General features: G+C 69.5%; 17 protein-coding genes. 3 read left to right on the top strand and 14 right to left on the bottom strand.

Annotation, left to right across the window (positions count from 1 at the left end; translation table 11 throughout):
- Nucleotides 1-564 precede the first annotated feature (564 nt).
- The 8 genes from ABEB07_RS34160 to ABEB07_RS34125 all read right to left on the bottom strand — a co-directional run bounded on the left by ABEB07_RS34160 (nucleotide 565) and on the right by ABEB07_RS34125 (nucleotide 8,664).
- Nucleotides 565-1,593 carry an aldo/keto reductase gene (locus ABEB07_RS34160; RefSeq protein ID WP_345671926.1) on the bottom strand — a complete coding sequence of 343 codons (1,029 nt, stop codon included), beginning with the start codon at nucleotides 1,591-1,593 and terminating at the stop codon, nucleotides 565-567.
- On the bottom strand, nucleotides 1,590-2,564 hold the full coding sequence (locus ABEB07_RS34155; protein WP_345671924.1) for a Gfo/Idh/MocA family oxidoreductase: 975 nt from the start codon (nucleotides 2,562-2,564) through the stop codon (nucleotides 1,590-1,592). Before ABEB07_RS34155 ends, ABEB07_RS34160 begins: the two co-directional genes overlap by 4 nt.
- A 1-nt stretch (nucleotide 2,565) precedes the next feature.
- Nucleotides 2,566-3,873, bottom strand: coding sequence for a protocatechuate 4,5-dioxygenase subunit alpha (ligA, locus tag ABEB07_RS34150; RefSeq protein ID WP_345671922.1), 1,308 nt, complete (start codon nucleotides 3,871-3,873; stop codon nucleotides 2,566-2,568).
- A gap of 25 nt (nucleotides 3,874-3,898) precedes the next feature.
- Nucleotides 3,899-4,819 carry an amidohydrolase family protein gene (locus tag ABEB07_RS34145; protein ID WP_345671921.1) on the bottom strand — a complete coding sequence of 307 codons (921 nt, stop codon included), beginning with the start codon at nucleotides 4,817-4,819 and terminating at the stop codon, nucleotides 3,899-3,901.
- Between the two features lie 2 nt (nucleotides 4,820-4,821).
- The gene (gene ligK / locus ABEB07_RS34140; protein WP_345671920.1) at nucleotides 4,822-5,511 is read right to left on the bottom strand and encodes a 4-carboxy-4-hydroxy-2-oxoadipate aldolase/oxaloacetate decarboxylase; all 690 of its coding nucleotides are present in this window, start codon (nucleotides 5,509-5,511) and stop codon (nucleotides 4,822-4,824) included.
- A gap of 19 nt (nucleotides 5,512-5,530) precedes the next feature.
- Nucleotides 5,531-6,556, bottom strand: a complete 1,026-nt coding sequence (locus ABEB07_RS34135) for an amidohydrolase family protein (RefSeq protein WP_345671919.1) — start codon at nucleotides 6,554-6,556, stop codon at nucleotides 5,531-5,533.
- A 24-nt stretch (nucleotides 6,557-6,580) separates the two neighbouring features.
- On the bottom strand, nucleotides 6,581-7,792 hold the full coding sequence (locus ABEB07_RS34130; protein ID WP_345671918.1) for a 4-hydroxybenzoate 3-monooxygenase: 1,212 nt from the start codon (nucleotides 7,790-7,792) through the stop codon (nucleotides 6,581-6,583).
- A 104-nt stretch (nucleotides 7,793-7,896) separates the two neighbouring features.
- Nucleotides 7,897-8,664 (bottom strand): IclR family transcriptional regulator, encoded by a 768-nt coding sequence (locus ABEB07_RS34125; RefSeq protein ID WP_345671917.1) that lies wholly within the window; start codon nucleotides 8,662-8,664, stop codon nucleotides 7,897-7,899.
- A 75-nt stretch (nucleotides 8,665-8,739) separates the two neighbouring features.
- On the opposite strand from ABEB07_RS34125, the gene ABEB07_RS34120 reads away from it, so the two are divergent.
- A complete protein-coding gene (locus tag ABEB07_RS34120) occupies nucleotides 8,740-9,456 on the top strand; it encodes a substrate-binding domain-containing protein (RefSeq protein WP_345671916.1) in 717 nt (238 codons plus the stop codon).
- A 248-nt stretch (nucleotides 9,457-9,704) separates the two neighbouring features.
- Here ABEB07_RS34120 and ABEB07_RS34115 read toward each other — a convergent pair whose 3' ends face one another.
- Nucleotides 9,705-10,079: a redoxin domain-containing protein gene (locus ABEB07_RS34115; RefSeq protein WP_425589133.1), complete on the bottom strand. Its 375-nt coding sequence runs from the start codon at nucleotides 10,077-10,079 to the stop codon at nucleotides 9,705-9,707.
- 17 nt (nucleotides 10,080-10,096) lie between these two features.
- On the opposite strand from ABEB07_RS34115, the gene ABEB07_RS34110 reads away from it, so the two are divergent.
- A complete protein-coding gene (locus tag ABEB07_RS34110; protein ID WP_345671946.1) occupies nucleotides 10,097-10,279 on the top strand; it encodes a hypothetical protein in 183 nt (60 codons plus the stop codon).
- Nucleotides 10,280-10,443: 164 nt separating this feature from the next.
- Here ABEB07_RS34110 and ABEB07_RS34105 read toward each other — a convergent pair whose 3' ends face one another.
- Complete coding sequence (locus ABEB07_RS34105; protein ID WP_345671915.1) at nucleotides 10,444-10,863, bottom strand: MerR family transcriptional regulator; 420 nt, start codon at nucleotides 10,861-10,863, stop codon at nucleotides 10,444-10,446.
- Between the two features lie 414 nt (nucleotides 10,864-11,277).
- Here ABEB07_RS34105 and ABEB07_RS34100 point away from each other — a divergent pair, with 414 nt between their 5' ends.
- Entirely contained in the window at nucleotides 11,278-12,768 is a 1,491-nt protein-coding gene (locus ABEB07_RS34100; protein ID WP_345671914.1) for a SulP family inorganic anion transporter, read from the top strand.
- 107 nt (nucleotides 12,769-12,875) lie between these two features.
- Here ABEB07_RS34100 and ABEB07_RS34095 read toward each other — a convergent pair whose 3' ends face one another.
- From ABEB07_RS34095 to ABEB07_RS34080, 4 genes are all read right to left on the bottom strand, one after another.
- Entirely contained in the window at nucleotides 12,876-14,174 is a 1,299-nt protein-coding gene (locus ABEB07_RS34095) for an ArsB/NhaD family transporter (protein WP_345671913.1), read from the bottom strand.
- A 112-nt stretch (nucleotides 14,175-14,286) separates the two neighbouring features.
- Nucleotides 14,287-15,537 carry a cation:proton antiporter gene (locus tag ABEB07_RS34090; protein WP_345671912.1) on the bottom strand — a complete coding sequence of 417 codons (1,251 nt, stop codon included), beginning with the start codon at nucleotides 15,535-15,537 and terminating at the stop codon, nucleotides 14,287-14,289.
- A gap of 170 nt (nucleotides 15,538-15,707) precedes the next feature.
- On the bottom strand, nucleotides 15,708-16,169 hold the full coding sequence (locus ABEB07_RS34085; RefSeq protein WP_345671911.1) for a CBS domain-containing protein: 462 nt from the start codon (nucleotides 16,167-16,169) through the stop codon (nucleotides 15,708-15,710).
- 198 nt (nucleotides 16,170-16,367) lie between these two features.
- Nucleotides 16,368-17,678, bottom strand: coding sequence for a DUF2254 domain-containing protein (locus ABEB07_RS34080; RefSeq protein ID WP_345671910.1), 1,311 nt, complete (start codon nucleotides 17,676-17,678; stop codon nucleotides 16,368-16,370).
- Nucleotides 17,679-17,821 lie beyond the last annotated feature (143 nt).

Genomic DNA, 17,821 nt, shown 5'->3' with positions numbered 1-17,821 from the left:
GGTCAGCCCGGCCCGACTCGCCCGGAGACGCAAGCGCGCCTGCCTCGGCCTCGGCGTCCGCCTCTGCGAACACACACCCGGCGCTCTCCCTCGATGAGCACGGCGCCGTCGTTCCGGTCGGCACTCCCGACGGCCGGATCACCGCCGCACGCGTGGGACTCGCGATCGCGTCGATCACCTCACGATGGTCCAGCCAGCGGCCACCCAGCCTCGGCGTCCGGTCCGGGAGCAACGGGCTCGATCCACGCCCACTGCTCATCAGTCAACCGCACATCCGGACCAACAACCGGCTGATACGAACGAAAAGGCCTGGTAGAGCCATCGACACCCGGTTCCGCGTCTTCTTCGATACATGCCACCAGGGCGGGGGCGCGTAGGCCGCCGGCTTCGCGGCCGTGCTCGTGCACGCCTCTCCTGGGGTGTTGCCACATGATCGAGGGGCGGTCTCCGTGCGACCGCCCCTCGCCAGGTTTCTCCGGTCGGCGCGCCATCCCCTCGCTGTGGGCCGTCGACGGCGGTGAGAGAGCTCCGCCTTGACGTGCTGACAGCCCCCTGCCCCCGTCTTCAGCCCGCTCTGCCGCAGCGCTCGGTGTCGATCTCGGCGAGCGTGGCCTCGTTGTAGCGGGCCCCATGGACGGTCGCGTCGTTCAACACCCGTCCCGCCGAGGCGAGGAGTTCGCCCGGTACCTCCACGTCCAGGACCGCCATATTCTCCCGCAGGTGGCTCACCGACCGGGTGCCGGGGATGGCCACGACGTGAGGGCCACGGGAGAGGACCCAGGCCAGGGCCAGTTGCGGAAGGGTGAGGCCGACATCGTCGGCGATCTTCCACAGTACGCGGCGCAACTCCAGGTTGGCCGGGTAGTGGCGAGCGCCGAAGCGGGGCATGCCCCGTCGGATGTCGCCGGATGACAGGCCGTCGGGGTCGGGAGGCGTGGAGGTGAGGAGACCGCGGGCCAGCGGGCTGAAGGCCACCAGTGCGACACCGAGTTCGCGGGCGGCCGTCAGGGTTCCCTGTTCGGGGTTGCGCGACCAGAGGCTGTACTCGTTCTGCAGCGCGGCGACGGGGTGCACAGCGTGCGCTTTGCGCAGCGTCGTCGCGGACACTTCGGAAAGCCCCAGCGCACGCACCTTCCCGGCCTCGACGAGCTCGGCCATCGCTCCGACGCTCTCCTCGACCGGGACCGCCCGGTCGAGGCGGTGCAGGTAGTAGAGATCGATGACGTCGGTGCGCAGCCGGGCCAGCGCCTCGTCGGCGGTACGCCGGATGGTCTCGGGCCGGCCGTCGATCACACGTCGTCCGTCGACGCCGGCCATGCCGCACTTGCTGGCCAGCACGATCCGCTCCCGGTGGCCCGCGAGCACCCGGCCGACCAGCTCCTCGTTGGCGCCGAAGCCGTAGAGCGCGGCCGTGTCGAAGAGCGTGACGCCCTCCTCGACCGCCGCCAGAAGCAGCCGCTCGGCCGCCTCCGGCGTCGGGGGGACACCGTAGGCGTGGCTCAGGTTCATGCAGCCCAGGCCGACCGCTGGGACCTCGAACGGACCGATCCGTCGCGGGGAGCGGCTCGTGCCGCTCCCCGGCGCCGCGGTCACGAGCCCGCGGCGGCGTCGAGCTGCTGCTCCAGGGCCGCCAGCGTCCGGTAGCACGGCATGACCTGGGCGAGGGAGGAGTTCGGCTCACGGCCCTCGCGAATCGCGGCGACGAACTCACGGTCCTGGAGTTCGATGCCGTCCATCGACACGTCGGTCCCGCTCACGTCGATCGGCTCGTCCTTGCCGGTGAACAGGTCGTCGTAGCGGGCGATGTAGGTGCCGGTGTCGCCGATGTACCGGAAGAACGTACCCAGCGGTCCGTCGTTGTTGAACGACAACGACAGGGTGCAGATGGCGCCGTTCTCCGCGCGCAGCTGGATCGACATGTCCATCGCGATGCCCAGCTCGGGGTGGATCGGCCCCTGGACGGCGTTGGCCTGCACGAGGGGAGAGCCGGTCTGGTACGCGAAGAGATCGACGGTGTGCGCGGCGTGGTGCCACAGCAGGTGGTCGGTCCACGAACGCGGCTCGCCGAGCGCGTTGAGGTTCTTCCGGCGGAAGAAGTACGTCTGCACGTCCATCTGCTGGATGCCAAACTCGCCGGCCTCGATCCGCCGACGCACCCACTGGTGGCTGGGGTTGAAACGGCGGGTGTGGCCCGCCATCGCGACGAGCCCGGTGCGCTCCTGCGCCGCCAGGCACGCCTCGGCGTCGGTGAGCGAGTCGGCGAGCGGGATCTCGACCTGGACGTGCTTGCCCGCTTCGAGGCAGGCCAGCGTCTGCCCGGCGTGCAGTTGCGTGGGGGTGGCGAGGACGACGGCGTCGACGTCGTCCATGGCCAGCACCTCGTCGAGGGAGGCGACGGCGCGGCCCACGCCCTGTTCCGCCGCGAACTTCTGCGCGCTTTCCAGGGTGCTGCTCACCACGGCGCTCACCTCGACGCCCTCGATCCGCTGGAGCGCGGCCGCGTGTTTGGCGCCGAAGGCGCCGCCGCCGGCCAGGGCGATCCGCAGGTTCCGGTGGTCAGTCATGTCACTCCTTCTCGGCGGGCGCTTCGGCCCGGGGGCGGTTTTCCAGGATCAGGTGGCCGACGGCGGTGTTGGACGCCGGCACGTGGTAGAAGCGGTGCTCGACCCCGACCTCGCCCAGGTCGTCGACGTCGCTCAGCGCGCCGCGGGCGATCAGCCACATGACCAGCTCGATCCCCTCGGACCCGGCCTCCTCGACGTACTCCAGGTGCGGCATCTCGGCCAGTGCGGCCGGGTCGTCGATCAGCCGGTCCAGGAAGGTGTTGTCCCACTCCCTGTTGATCAGGCCGGCGCGCGGGCCCTGGAGCTGGTGGCTCATGCCGCCGGTGCCCCACACCTGTACCTTGAGCGGCCGGTCGTAGGACTCGATCGCCCTGCGCAGCGCCCGGCCGAGCTGGAAGCACCGGGTGCCCGAGGGGACGGGGTACTGCACCACGTTGACGTGGAACGGGATGACCTTGCACGGCCACTTCTCGACATCGCCGAACATCAGCGACAGCGGGACGGTCAGTCCGTGGTCGACGGCCATCTCGTTGACGAGGGTGAGGTCGAAGTCGTCCCGTATGAGCGAGTGCGCGATGTGTGCGGCCAGGTCGGGGGCGCCCTCGACATCGGGTACGGGGCGGGGCCCGTACCCCTCGTCGGCGACGGGGAAGGCGGCGCCGGTGCCGAGGACGAAGGTGGGGATCAGCGACTGGTCGAAGGCGCTGGCGTGGTCGTTGTAGACCAGGAAGACGACGTCGGGGACGTTCTCCCGCTGCCATGCCTTGGAGTGCTCGTACCCTTCGAAGACCGGCTGCCAGTAGGTCTCTTCGGTCTTGCCGTGGTCCACCGCCGCGCCGATCGCCGGCACGTGCGAGGTGAAGACCGCGCCGGTGACCACCGCGTGCTCGGCCGGGGGAGTCGAGTCGGCGTGCGCGGCCTCCAGGACGGCGTGGTCGATCCGGTTGCCCTCCACGGAGCGACCGCCGCCGACCATCATGGCGCGGTACTCCTCCTCGGTCATGCCGGTCATCGAACCCGCCATCTGCTGGAAGGAGAACCCCAGTGTCGCGCCCCACTTGGCGAGGAAGTAGATGTTGCCGCCCTCGCGCATCGCCGCGTTGAGATCGCGGTTCAGAAGTGCCTGTTTCTGTTCCTCCCGCAACGGCCAGGCATCCAGGTAGGCGCGCTCTTCGGCGAGGTAGGCGGCACGGTTCTCCGCAGTCATCAGGGACATGCAGAACTGGTTGAGATGGTAGCCCTTGGCGGACTGCTCGGCGTCGAAGATGGTCGTCCCCGGCACCAGTCTGTAGGTTTTGTCCAGCGACATGCTGGTGCTCCAATCGCGGTCGGGGTCAGTCGGCGTGGGACCAGTACAGGCGCGTCGGGTTGTCCACGAGCAGCTTGTGCCGCAGCTTCGGCGTCGGTGCGATGTGCGGGATGAAGTCGACGAGCAGTCCGTCGTCGGGCATGTGGCCGGTGAGGTTGGGGTGCGGCCAGTCGGTTCCCCACAGCACCCGGTCGGGGAACTCCTCGACCACGCGCCGGGCGAAGGGGACGACGTCGCGGTAGGCGGACTGCTCGCCGTCCAGTGCGGGCGGACCGCTCTGGGAGAGCCGTTCCGGGCAGGTGACCTTGCACCAGATGTCCGGTCTGGCCCGCATGAAGTGCAAGAACGCCTCGAATTCGGGCCCTTCCGGGTCCTTCGCGGTGTCGGGTCTGCCCATGTGGTCAACGACCAGCGGGACCGGTATCGACAGGAAGAAGTCGCGCAGGTCGGGGAGGTCGGCTGCCTCGAAATAGACGACGACGTGCCATCCGTAGGGGGCGATCTGTTCGACGACGTCCCGCAGGTCCTGTCGGGGCGCCGTGTCCACGAGCCGTTTGACGAAGTTGAACCGCACACCGCGCACGCCCGCCTCGTGCAGTTCTCGCACCTGAGCGTCCGTGACGTCGGGCCGCAGCGTCGCCACGCCCCGGGCCAGGCCACCGGAGGCCCGCAGAGCGTCGACCATGGCGGAGTTGTCGGAGCCGTGGCATGTGGCCTGGACCACGACGTTACGGGCGAAGCCCAGGTGGTCACGCAGCTTGAAGAGCTGGTCCTTGGACGCGTCGCAAGGGGTGTATTTGCGTTCGGGGGCGTAGGGGAACTCACGTCCCGGTCCGAAGACGTGGCAGTGCGCGTCGACGGCCCCTTCGGGCAACCGGAACCTGGGACGGCTCGGGCCGGTGTACCAGTCCAGCCAACCGGGAGTCTTCTCAAAGCCGGTCGTCATCGTCAGTCCTCGTACCGCAGTCCGAGCTCGGCCAGTGGGCCGCGCATGCCGTACATGTCCAGGCCGAGCCTCCCCGCGCGGAACTGCGCGCGCTTGCCCTCCTCGTTGGCCTCGCGGGCGGCCGAGGCGGCGGCCACCTCCGCGGCCCGCTCGCGCGGGACCACGACGACGCCGTCGGCGTCGGCGACGATCACGTCACCGGGACGCACGAGGGCGTTGCCGCAGACCACGGGCACGTTGACGGAGCCGAGGGTGGCCTTGACCGTGCCCTTGGCGTTGACCGCGCGCGAGAAGACGGGGAAGTCCATCCCCTCCAGGTCGGCGACGTCACGGACGCCGCCGTCGATGACCAGGCCCCGACAGCCGCGGGCGCGGAACGAGGTGGCGAGCAGCTCGCCGAAGAAGCCGTCCTCGCTCTCGGTGGTGCAGGCCGCGACGACGACGTCCCCGTCCTGGATCTGCTCGGCGGCCACGTGCAGCATCCAGTTGTCGCCGGGCTGGAGCAGCACGGTCACCGCCGTGCCGCACATCCGGGCCCTGGGGTAGACCGGGCGCAGGTAGGGGCGCATCAGCCCGACCCGGCCCATCGCCTCGTGGACCGTCGCGACACCGTACTCGGCGAGCTCCGCGACACTCTCCGGGGCGGCGCGGTCGACTTTGGTGTGCACGACACCGGTCTCCGTGTGGTCCATGTGTCCTCTTCCTGGGAGTTCAGTGGCCGGCCACTGCGAGGCGGGCGGCGAGGCGGGGGTAGACGCGCAGGGCGTTTCCGGAGTAGACGGCGGCGCGCTCCGCGTCGGAGAGGTGCGGAGCGGCGTCCACGTACCGCTTCGTGTCGTCGAAGTGGCGCCCGGTGCGCGGGTCGATGTCGCGGACCGCGCCGATCATCTCGCTGGCGAACAGGATCGACCGGCTGGGAACGACCTGGGTGAGCAGGTCGATGCCGGGCTGGTGGTAGACGCAGGTGTCGAAGAAGACGTTGTCGAGCAGCGTCTCCGGGTCAGGCCTGCCCAGCGCCATCGCCAGGCCCCGGAACCGTCCCCAGTGGTACGGCACGGCCCCGCCACCGTGCGGGATCACGAACCGCAGGGTCGGGAAGTCGGCGAACAGATCGCCTTGGACGAGCTGCATGAACGCCGTGGTGTCGGCGTTGAGGTAGTGGGCGCCGGTCGTGTGGAAGGCCGGGTTGCACGAGGTGCTGACGTGGATCATGGCGGGGACGTCGTACTCGACCATCGCCTCGTACAGCGGGTACCAGCTGCGGTCGGTCAGCGGCGGCGCGGTCCAACGGCCCCCCGACGGATCGGGGTTGAGGTTGACCGTCACGGCGCCCAGCTCCTCGACCGCACGGCGCAGCTCGGGCAGGCACGTCGCGGGATCGACGCCCGGCGACTGCGGCAGCATCGCGCCCACCGCGAAGCGCTCGGGGTAGAGAGCACTGACACGGTGGACCAGGTAGTTGCAGATCCGCGCCCACACCGAGGAGACCGCGAAGTCGCCGATGTGGTGAGCCATGAAGCTGGCCCGCGGCGAGAAGACCGTCAGATCACTGCCGCGTTCGTCCATGAGTCGCAGCTGGTTGGTTTCGATCGCCTGGCGCAGATCGTCGTCACTGATGGCCAGGTCGTCCGGGTCGGGGACGGCGCCGCGACCGTCGGCCGCCGCGATCTGCCGGTCGCGCCACCGCGCCAGCTGCGGCGGCGCGGTGGTGAAGTGACCGTGGCAATCGATGATCATGAATTCTCCTCGTGCGCGTCCGTGTCAGTGCTGAGGACGGGTGGGCCAGCCGGTGTACTGCTCGGCGAGGTAGGCGCGCCCGGAGCGCGTGCCCACCACGTTGTCGAGCTCGCCGATCTGGCGCCGCATGTCGAAGGGCGTGCCGCCGGGCACGGTGTGCAACAGCCGGGTCATCCAGTACGAGAAGTTCTGCGCCCGCCAGACCCGCTGAAGGGCACGCGGCTGGTAGTCGTCCAGCGCGGCCTCGCCCGTGTCGACGAGAGCCCGCAGCAGGACGTCGCTGAGCACCTTTACGTCGTGCAGCGCGAGATTGAGCCCGCGGGCGCCGGTCGGCGGCACCGTGTGCGCGGCGTCACCCGCCAGGACGAGGGAGCCCCAGCGCATCGGCTCCTGGACGAACGAGCGGAACCGCAGCACCGTCCTCTCGACGACTGGCCCCTCCTTGAGGCGGAAGCCGTCCTGGCCGGCCACCCGCGCCTGGAGCGTCTCCCAGACGCGGTCGTCCGGCCAGGCGTCGACCGACTCGTTCGGGTCGCACTGGAAATACATCCGCTGCACGTTCTCGGTGCGCTGGCTGATCAACGCGAACCCGTGCTCCGAGTGCGCGTAGATCAGCTCGGGCGCGCTCGTCGGCGCCTCGGCCAGGATGCCGAACCACGCGAAGGGGTACTCCTTGCCGTACCGTGTCCTGCGTCCTTCGGGCACAAGGTCCCGGCACATGCTGCGTGATCCGTCGGCGCCGACCACGAACCGCGCCCGGATCTCGTGGCGAGTTCCGTCGACCGCGGTGCAGCGCACCCGGGGAGCGTCGGTGGTGATGTCAAGGACTTCGGTGTCCTTGACGCCGAAGTGGACCGTCCCGCCGTCACGCTTCCTGGCATCGGCCAGGTCGGTGAACACGTCGGTCTGCGGATAGAGCCACACCGACGCTCCCACGAGCTCCTTGAAGTCGATGCGGTGCGGCCGGCCGCCGAACCGGAGTTCGGTGCCCTCGTGCTCGTGGCCTTCGCGCAGGATCCGGTCGGAGACGCCGGTCTCGACCAGGTCGCGGACCGCATCGGCTTCGAGGATGCCGGCCCGCTGGGTCGTCTCGATCTCGCGCCGGGTGCGGGTGTCGACGACGATCGTCTCGACCCCCGCCCGTCCCAGCAGATGCGCGAGCATCAGTCCTGCCGGACCGGCACCGATGACAGCGACGGGAACCGAGGCGACGGTGTCAACGGTGACGTCGGCCATGAGATCTCCTGAGCAGCAGTGAACGTTCCGAGCACCTCGAACGTTGGCACTGAGGAAGGCGGCCGGTCCCGGGTGTTTCCGTCAGGCGGAAACGCGCGCCGGTATCAGGCCGTCGTACGGGTACGCCGGCCGAGTTCGTCCGAGATCCCGTGCGCGGCCCTCAGGAGCGGTTCGCGCAGTCCGCGGGCGCGGCTCGCGCCGCGTGCCGCGATGACGATGCCCAGAGCTGCGCTGACCGGCCCGGTCAGGCCGATTCTGACGGCGGCGGCCACAGCGACGGTGCCCTCCGAGAGCTGTCGGTCGCTGACGAAGACCCGCTCGCGGCGGATCCGGTCCAACTGCGCGCGCAACGCCTTCGGCTCGGTCACGGTGTGCGGGGTCCAGGCCCGCATCGGTGCGCCGAGGACATCCTCCTGGATCTCCTGCGGCGCATGTGCCAGCAGCACCCGGCCCATCCCGGTGGAGGCGATCGGGAAGCGGGTCCCGACCATCGTCAGCAATTCCACCGACCGGTGACCGGCGATCCGTTCGACAAACACGAGTTCGGTGCCTTCACGTACGGCGAGCTGGACGTTCTCGTGGGTCGCCTCGTAGAGATCCTGCATGAACGGCAGAGCCGCATCGCGCAGGATCTGGGTGCGGGGGCACCCCGAGGCGATCTCCCAGAGCCTCAGCCCTACATGCCACGATCCGTCTTCCGCGCGCTCCAGCGCTCCCCATGCCGCCAGCTCCGCGAGCACACGGTGCGTGGTGCTCAGGGCAAGGCCCGTACGTTGCGCGATCTCCGACAGCGTCTGCGAGGGGTGCTCGCGGTCGAAGGCCGCAAGCACCTCGAGGACCTTGCCGGCCGCCGTGCTTCCAGTGGTGCTCACGCCGCCAGTCTCGCAGCCCGGCTCGGGACTGCCCGGTCGGGCACCGTACGATCTGCGACACACCAAGGAGGTTATGTGAACCGAGAGATCTCTGGATTGTCCTCGATGGCGACGAGGCTGGTGCTCGCCGAGCTTTCCGAGCTCATCCGGCTCGCTCACGGGATGACCTTGCGCTTCGACTCCGCCGGTGGGGTCGAGATCGCACGGCGGGTACGCGAGGGAGCCGAAGCCGATCTGGTCGTGCTCGCCGACGGAGCGCTGGCCGCACTGGAGAAGGAAGGCTTCGTCCGGAAGGGCACGACACGACCGCTGTGGGCCTCCCAGGTGGTCGCCGCCGTACCGGAAGGAACACCGGTTCCGGCGCTCGACTCCGAGGCCAATCTCCGAGCCGCTCTTCTGTCCGCAGCGAAGATCGCCTACTCCACCGGTCCCAGCGGAACCGCCCTCACTGGTCTGATCGCCCGGTTGGGCCTTACCGACGCGCTCTCCGGTCGGCTTGTCCAAGCGCCACCAGGAGTGCCCGCGGGCAGCCTGCTGTCATCCGGACAGGCCAGCCTGGCTTTCCAGCAGCACAGCGAATTGATGGACCTGCCGGATGTCGTCATCGTCGGCCCCCTCCCGGGTGACGCGGCGATCAGCTCACTCTTCAGCGGAGGCGTGCTGACCTCCTCCGGCCAACCAAGCCGGGCCGGCGAAGTCCTCGATCTTCTCGGCTCCGACGAGGCAGCATTCGCCGCCCGGGCCAGGGGCATGCGGATGCCCGGCCCACAGGGCAGCGAAATGAACGCGTGAGAGCCGTCCGCGCAGTCCGAGATCGCCGCATGCTCAGCGATCGGCCCAGCCAGGTTCGCCGAGGCAGCCCGGGCAGTTGCCGATCGGGACTCGTCCTCTGGAAGTGTCCAAAGAACAGCACCGGTTTCACGGTCGACCGGGAGCCGGCCTGCACGCTCGGCCACCGCGCCCATCCGCACAACCCGAAGGACAGCGATCACGAGACGCAAGAGATCAGCTGCACTTCGGGCGAGCGGTCACCTTCGTCTTCAGTCCAGTGCGTCGAGGGCGGCGAGGATGTCGGCCGGTTCGGCACGGTTGGTGCAGTCGGTGTCGACGAAGGCCCAGCGGATCACCCCGTCCCGGTCGATGACGTAGGTGGCGGCCGGCGGAAGCGTGCGCGGGTGGCCGCCGTTGACGCGCTGGAGGTCGAAGCCGAATTTGCCGTGGACGGCGGCGAGATCGTCAGGGAGGTCGAAGACGAGACCGTACTGCTTGGCGGTGTTGGAGCCGATGTCGCTGAGGACGTCGAAAGCGAGGGCGTGCCTCTCCGCCAGGGTGATCGACTCATCCGGGATCTGCGGGGATACGGCCACCAGACGAGCGCCGCGCGCGGTGGCGGGCTGGGCGACCGCGCGGCGAATGGCCGGCCCGCTCCACCGTGGGCAACTGCTTCCAGGTGGGCCGGCGCAGGCCCAACTCCGACCTGCTGCTGGCGGTGGTACAGGCACTGGTCGGCGCCGATGAAGCCATCGTCTCCGTCTGGCGGCAGTCACTTCGCGCCGTGCTCGGTGAAGCGGAGGTCGCCGCACAGGTCAGCGCGTGTGACCGGCTGCCCGCATGACCTTTCGTGTTCGTCGGCAGGTCCGACCTGGTGGCGGAGGCAGAGGCTCTGCTGGCCTCCGACCGGTGTGGCCCGGCACTCGCACTGGAGGGCATGGCGGGCGTGGCCAAGACGCCGCGGCCCGGACGTAACACCATCCGTAGGGCCGGCCGCTGGACAGCGGATCAGACCGAGGCGTCCTGCCTGGGCGAGGCGGCATCAAGGCGGGTGCGGAGGGTGGCGGCGAAGTCCTCGGCACGCGTCAGCTGGATGCGCAGGTCGTCGATCTTGCGGCTGGCGTCCTGCTCGTAGCTCCTCACCCGCTCCACGAGTGCCTCGCGCTCGGCGCCGTTTGTCGACTCGGCGGTGTCGAGGCGGTCGGTGGCTTCAAGGAGGTCGCGCATCTGATCCAGGGTGAAACCGAGCGGCTTCATACGACGGATCACCATGAGCCGCTGCACGTCGGAGTCCGTATAGAGCCGGAAGCCCCCCTGGGACCGGGCGGAGGGAACCACCAGGCCGGTCTCCTCATAGTGCCGGATAGTGCGCAGGGACAGCTCCGTCCGCGCTGCGACCTCGCCGATCTGCATATGCTTGTCGTCCACGCCCGTGCCCCTGACCCTTCCCGTCGTAGCGGGCCGCGTACCGTGCGGCGCCCGCCGATCTCTACTCTAACGTTAGGGTAGAGTTGAGGATGGCTTGGGCGGCCCGGCTGCCCACGCTGTTGCCGTTTCGGGGCCGATGACGTCCCCGGCGAAGAGCCGATTCTTGCGGGAGAGAGCGTGCGCGAGCCCATGACGCCGATCGACGCCGCCTGCCGGCCGTGACGCTTCGCCTCCGGACCTGAGCCGCCCGGCCGCCCGACTGCGCCGCCGTCTCGCCTCCCCTCCTTCGTCTTCCGGCCCGCCTTACGAGCCGTCCGCGGGTACCCCCCGGCCCCCGCGCGTCCTTCCCGCGCACCCGGTCCGCCGACGGGGTGTGCCTGAACATGACAGGTAAGCATCGTCTTGTCCTCTGCTGTGACGCCCGCCGCACGGCTGCGCGGCCTCAAGCCGGACTGGCTGAACAATCCGAAGGTCTGGCGCACGGAAGTCCTGGCCGGCCTGGTCGTCGCCCTGGCCCTGATTCCCGAGGCGATCTCGTTCTCGATCATCGCCGGGGTCGACCCGGCCATCGGCCTGTTCGCCTCCTTCACCATGGCCGTCACCATCTCGATCGTCGGCGGACGTCGCGCGATGATCTCCGCTGCCACCGGTGCGGTCGCCCTCGTCACCGCACCCATGAACCGTGAACACGGTCTGGGCTACCTGGTCGCGACCGTCATCCTGGCCGGTGTCTTCCAGATCGTCCTCGGCGCGGTCGGCGTCGCCAGGCTCATGCGGTTCGTGCCCCGCTCGGTGATGACCGGGTTCGTCAACGCCCTCGCCATCATGATCTTCATGGCGCAGGTGCCGGAGATGCACGACGTGCCCTGGCCCGTCTACCCGCTGCTCATCGGCGGGCTCTCGCTGATGGTGTTCTTCCCCAGGGTCACCAAGGTGGTCCCAGCTCCGCTGGTGTCCATCGTCATCCTCACCGTGATCACCGTCGCCGCCGGGATCGCTGTACCGACCGTCGGCGACAAGGGCGAGCTGCCGTCGTCACTGCCGGTGCCCGGCCTGCCGGACGTGCCGTTCACCCTGGACACGTTGACCACCATCGCGCCGTACGCCCTCGCCATGGCGCTGGTCGGCCTGATGGAGTCGCTGATGACCGCGAAGCTTGTGGACGACATCACCGACACCCACTCCTCCAAGACCCGCGAGTCCATCGGCCAGGGCATCGCCAACATCGTCACCGGCTTCTTCGGCGGCATGGGCGGCTGCGCCATGATCGGCCAGACCATGATCAACGTGAAGGTCTCCGGCGCCCGCACCCGCCTGTCCACCTTTCTCGCCGGCGTCTTCCTCATGGTGCTGTGCATCGTCTTCGGCCCGGTCGTCTCCGACATCCCCATGGCCGCGCTGGTGGCCGTCATGGTCATGGTCTCCTTCGGCACCTTCGACTGGCACTCCATCGCCCCCAAGACCCTCAAGCGGATGCCCGCCGGGGAGATCGCGGTCATGGTCATCACCGTGATCGTCGTGGTCGCCACTTCCAACCTCGCCATCGGCGTCGTCGTCGGCACCATCACCGCCATGATCATCTTCGCCAGGCGCGTGGCCCACCTCGCCCACGTCACCTCCGTCACCGACCCCGACGGCAGCACGGTCGTCCACTCCGTCACCGGGGAGCTGTTCTTCGCCTCCTCCAACGACCTCGTCGGCCAGTTCGACTACGCGCACGCCCCGGAAAAGGTCGTCATCGACCTGTCCGCCGCCCACATCTGGGACGCCTCGTCCGTCGCCGCCCTGGACGCGATCGAGACCAAGTACGCCCAGCGGGGCACGACCGTCGAGATCACCGGCCTGAACGGCCCCAGCGCCGCCCTCCACGGCAGGCTCACCGGCGGACTCGCCGACAGCAACTGACCCCGGCGCCGCGCGCCCACGGCAACAGGACCCCGGCCTCACCGGCCGGGGTCCTCTCCCCCTTCCCTGCTCTCTGTGCCGACGAATGCTGGAGGACAGTGCCGACCTCAGCCGAACGCGAAGTACCGCAGCCACACGTATCCGTAGGAGACGGCCACTGTGGCGGCCGTGACGACGAGGCCGTGCTTGGTGAACTGCCAGAAGGAGATGGGTCGGCGAGCACGCTCGGCGATGCCCAGCACGACGACGTTGGCGCTGGCGCCGATCGCGGTGGCGTTGCCGCCGAGGTCGGCGCCGATGGCCAGCGCCCACCACATGGCGTGATCGGGCGCACCCCCCATGTCGTGCACGAGTCCGGCGGTGATGGGGGCCATGGTGGCGACGTAGGGGATGTTGTCGACGATGCCGGAAAGCACGGCCGAGCCGCCGAGAAGAATCATGGAACCGCTCTGTTCGTCGCCGCCGATCACCTCCGCCAGCTGCCGTGATACCTCGTCGACGACGCCCGTCTGGATCAGTCCGCCGATCATGACGAACAGGCCGGCGAAGAAGGCGAGGGTCGGCCACTCCACCTCGGCGAGGACCTCGTTCGTCTCGGCCGTGGAGACGGCGACGAGCAGACCGGCGCCGAGGAGGGCGACGACGCTGGGCGCGTAGTGCAGTACCGGGTGCAGGACGAAGCCCGCCACTACCAACGCCAGTACCACGAGCCCTTGTACGAGCAGGCGCGGGTCCTTGATGGCCTCGCGTTCCTCCAGTGCCAGCACCTCGGCGGCGCGGTCCTCGTCGTAGACGAACGAGGCGCGGAACATGACCCGGCACAGCAGCAGCAGTACGACGACGAGGACCGCGGCCAGCGGGGCCAGATGGACGACGAAGTCGTTGAAGGTCAGGCCGGCCCGGCTGGCGATGATGATGTTCGGAGGATCGCCGACCAGGGTGGCGATGCCGCCCATGTTCGAGGCCATCACCTCGGCGATCAGGAACGGGGCGGGCGACAGTGCGAGGCGTTCACACACCAGGAGGGTGACGGGTGCGACCAGGAGGACGGTGGTGACGTTGTCGAGGAGCGCGGAGGCAAGCGCGGTGATGACGACGAGCATGGCCAGGACCCGATAGGGCCTGGCCCGGGCTTTCTTCACCGACCAGATCGCGAGGTACTCGAACATGCCGGTCTTCCGCAGCACGCCGACGATCATCATCATGCCCATGAGGAGGAAGATGACGTTCCAGTCGATGCCGGACTCCTGCGAGTAGAAGGCCGAGACGTCGTCGGTCGCCCCGATCACCAGCATCAGCCCCGCACCGAGGAGTGCGACGACGACGCGGTGGATCTTCTCGCTGATGATCAGGGCGTACGCGCCGACGAACACGACGATCGTCGCCCAGCTGTGCCAGTCGTTCACGTTCCTCCGATGAAGTGGTCCAGTTTGGTGGCGGTCTCGGCCGCTCGGGACGGGCCCGCCCTAGCGGCTCGCCACATCCGGGCCGGCCGAGGCGAGGCGGTACGTGACCTGGTCACACACCTGCGGCTTCGTCGGACCTTCGCGTCATTGGCGCGTGCGCGCCTGCGGCCTCAAGCCCGTCGGGGATCCCGGCCAGTTCGTCGACGTCGAAGGCTCGGGCGATCGGGACGTCCGTCGAGCTATGCGCGATGATCGAGAAGGCGATGCACACCGCGATGAGGGTGAACGCCTCCTCGGCGTGCGGGATGCCCGACTGCAGCACCAGCAGCCCGTAGACCACGGAGGCGAAGCCCTTCGGGCCGAACCACGCGGCCACCAGCTTCTCCCGCCGGGAGATGCGCGTGCCCAGCAGCGACAGGAGCAGCGACGCGGGACGGATCAGCACGATCGCCAGCACCACCGTCACGTAGCCGCCCAGCGGCAGATCACCGAACAGCCGCGGGGTCAGCAGCGCTCCGAACACCAGGAGCGCCGCGAACTTCGCCAGTTCCGCCAGTGCTTCGCCGAGCGGCTCGAAGGAGGTCTTCGCCTTCGGTGACACGTGTGCCAGCACCGCGCCGGCCGAGAAGGCGGCCAGATAGGGATTGGCATGGGTCAGATGGCAGGTGGCGTACAGGATGACGCCGGTAGCCAGGGGCAGCAGCGGCTGCAGCTTCGGCTCCGCGCCCAGCAGCCGGAAGCGCACGAGCGCGCTGACCAGCAGGGGCAGTGCGACGCCGAAGGCCAGGCCGAGCAGGAGCTCCAGCGCGATCGTGCCGCCGGACGCATCGGCGCCGCCCGTGGCGGGACCGGCGGCGGCGATGAGGAGCAGGACCACGGGCAGGGCGAGTCCGTCGTTGACGCCGCTCTCCACGTTCAGCAACTGCCGTAGCTTGGCGGGTACTTCGGCTCGTCCGACGATGGCGGAGGCGAACACCGGGTCGGTCGGCGCGAGGACCGCCCCGACCAGGAACGAGGTCGTCCAGTCCAGGCCCACCAGGAAGTGTGTGAGCAGCCCCATGAAGACGAACGCGAGGGGCATGCCCAGGCCCAGGGCACGCGCGGGGTTTCTCCAGTTGGCTCGCAGCTTCGGCAGCGACACGTGCATGCCGTCGGTGAACAGCACCGCGAACAGCGCCAGGTCGGCCGTGACCGAGACGATCGCATTGTCCCTCGTGATGTGGATCAGCCCGAGGAACCCGTCGCTGACGAGTGCGCCGCCGACCAGGAAGAGGAGGGAGGTGGAGAGCACCGTACGGGCCGCAAGCCCCGAGAGCAGCACCGCCACCAGCAGCGCCACGCCGAACACCGCCACCAGTACCATGACGGGAACCCCCGATCGGAAGAGAGATGTATCCCCTATTCGCCGACCAGGCTTCCCGGCACACCGCGTAGAACCTTACCTGTTCCTGACGCGTCTTTGACAGAATCCCAAGGCGCAGCGCCCGGGCCGTGTCCTTGCCGGAGTCCGGCAGTCCGGCACCCTCGGGGCCGTCAGGGCGCGACGGCGAGGAGCCGCTCCAGCAGGTGTGCGGCGGTGATCACGCCGAGCAGCCGCGCACCGTTCTCCCGCTCGTCCACGACCGCCACCAGCGGGCTGCGCACGCGCGCCATCAGGGCCGCGACCTCCAGCGCGGTGTCATCCGGGGCGGCGGTCGCGGGCGCCGGGACGCTGTCGGTCAGGCAGTCCCGCACGGTCCGGTCGGCCAGCGCCCGGCACAGCAAGTCGGCGTGTCGCTCATCGACCACCGCGGCCAGCGCCGGGTCCTCCACGACGTACTGCGGTACGAGCATCTTGACCATCTGCGAAGCGGGCAGAACCGCCTTCGGCAGGCCCTGTTCGTCGAGCACCAGCAGCGCGGGCAACTTGTGCCTGGCCATCAGCCGCGCCGCCTCCGTCGCGTCGGTGCCGATACCGACGGTCTCGTATTCCACTGCCAGATCCTGTGCCCGCACATCGGCTCCCGTCACGCGCTCAGCGGCCTGCTGCCATTCTGCGCCCCGCTGGCGGCCGGAGGCACCTGCCCGGCGGTGGCCGCCTCGTGGAGCTCCGACACCCGGGACTCGGCGGCGCCCCGGCGCAGCACCCGGGCCCTCGTGGTCGAGGTCGATGTACACACGGGTGACGAGGCCCCCGGCGTGTTCCTTCGGCCGTCACAGCGACCGCTCCGCCTGCTGAGCGAGTCGGTCCAGGCGGGCTCGCTCCTCCGGAGAGAACGACTGCCTGGCGACGGTGACCTGGAGACGCCGCAGGTACGCGGTAAGGCCGGAGGGGCGGGCGGGGCGCACGGTCCACGAGACTTCTTGCAGCAGCGTCAGGAGCCGCGCGAGTACCTCGGGCTCGGCGGCGCCGTACCGCAGCGGCTGCGACACGGCGACATCCAGGAGGTCGGACAGGTCCGGTCGATTGAGTACCACCCGCAGTCGCCCGTCGGCGTCGTACAGCGCACGGGGGCCGAGTCGATGACGCGCCAGCTCGCACAGCAGTGCCGAGCAGTGGGACAGGGCATGGACGGCCGTGGTCGGATCGTTCAGGCCGGGCGAGAGCGCTTTGACGGCGACGTCGGTGAACTGACGGAGGGCGAAGCCGACGTCCTGGGTGTCGGTGCGTTCGTGCTCCGTGACGATTCCTTCGGCGGCGCGGCGCAGGAGTTCCTCGCGCACGTCACGGTGGAACGCCGTGTGCTCACGTGGCCATACGCTGCCGCAGGGCGTGCCGGCGACCAGGGAGCTGCCGGGCAGGCGGTCGACCAGAACGACCGCGTCGGCGTCGGTGGCCGCTCGTAGCAGGGCTTCCTCGTCCACGGCCGCGAGGAATCCGGACCGGGAGGCGAGCAGCGGCACCGCGGACGTCGGCGGCGGAGGCAGCGCGGCCAGGCGGATGTCGCCGGGTCCGTCGTCGCCCAGTACCCGCTCGATGGTGCGTCGGGCGTCCCGGTGGACGGCCACCAGCATGACCTCCGCCCGCAGTTCGCGCACCAGATGGGAGAGGAACGCGACGAGACACATGACGCTCGCCAGCGCCAGGACGAAGGCCACGCTGACCGACAGCTGGGGGACGAACACCGCGTCGGTGTCGTCGCCGGTGCGCACGGTGCGCAGGACGGTGAGCGCGTAGGTGAAAGTCGCGAGCAGCAGGGCCAACGTCACCTGCACGTAGCGGTCCACGGAGAAGGTGCGCAGCAGCCGGGGCGAGTACTGGCTGCTCGCCATCTGGAGCGCGACGACCGTCAGGGAGAACGTCAGCGCCGTCACCGTGATCAAGGATCCGGCGATGGTCTCCAGGACCGTGCGGGCCGCCTCACCGCCGCCGCCGAACAGCAGTGCGGTGATGTGCGGCGGCACGCTGTAGCCGATGCTCCGGTCGAGTTCCGGCAGTCCGACTCCGGCGGCGACCGCGAGGACGATGCCCAGGGCGGGCAACGGCCACAGATCCGAGCGGAGAATTCCACGGATGCGTCTCACGGATGCGTCTCACAGGTCGTGGGCCAGGTTCTTCGGGTCTGTTCCGGCCGCGGGCCCCGGTCGTGTCCTGTCGGCTAGGCAGTTTCGTTTGGATCAGTCGGTCGTTGGTCCGGGTGTGCCGTTGACTGATGCGCAGTGGGCGC

It is taken from the genome of Streptomyces similanensis (assembly GCF_039543625.1).
Lineage (GTDB): Bacteria > Actinomycetota > Actinomycetes > Streptomycetales > Streptomycetaceae > Streptomyces > Streptomyces similanensis.
Note: the sequence above shows the minus strand (reverse complement) of the source record. Positions and strands in the feature narration are given on the sequence as shown.

What these genes read in the sequence shown, in the direction of transcription:
- ABEB07_RS34155 (WP_345671924.1), bottom strand. Translation starts at nt 2,564, where the DNA reads ATGACTGACCACCGGAACCTGCGGATCGCCCTGGCCGGCGGCGGCGCC.
- ligA (WP_345671922.1), bottom strand. Translation starts at nt 3,873, where the DNA reads ATGTCGCTGGACAAAACCTACAGACTGGTGCCGGGGACGACCATCTTC.
- ABEB07_RS34145 (WP_345671921.1), bottom strand. Translation starts at nt 4,819, where the DNA reads ATGACGACCGGCTTTGAGAAGACTCCCGGTTGGCTGGACTGGTACACC.
- ligK (WP_345671920.1), bottom strand. Translation starts at nt 5,511, where the DNA reads ATGGACCACACGGAGACCGGTGTCGTGCACACCAAAGTCGACCGCGCC.
- ABEB07_RS34135 (WP_345671919.1), bottom strand. Translation starts at nt 6,556, where the DNA reads ATGATCATCGATTGCCACGGTCACTTCACCACCGCGCCGCCGCAGCTG.
- ABEB07_RS34130 (WP_345671918.1), bottom strand. Translation starts at nt 7,792, where the DNA reads ATGGCCGACGTCACCGTTGACACCGTCGCCTCGGTTCCCGTCGCTGTC.
- ABEB07_RS34090 (WP_345671912.1), bottom strand. Translation starts at nt 15,537, where the DNA reads ATGGTACTGGTGGCGGTGTTCGGCGTGGCGCTGCTGGTGGCGGTGCTG.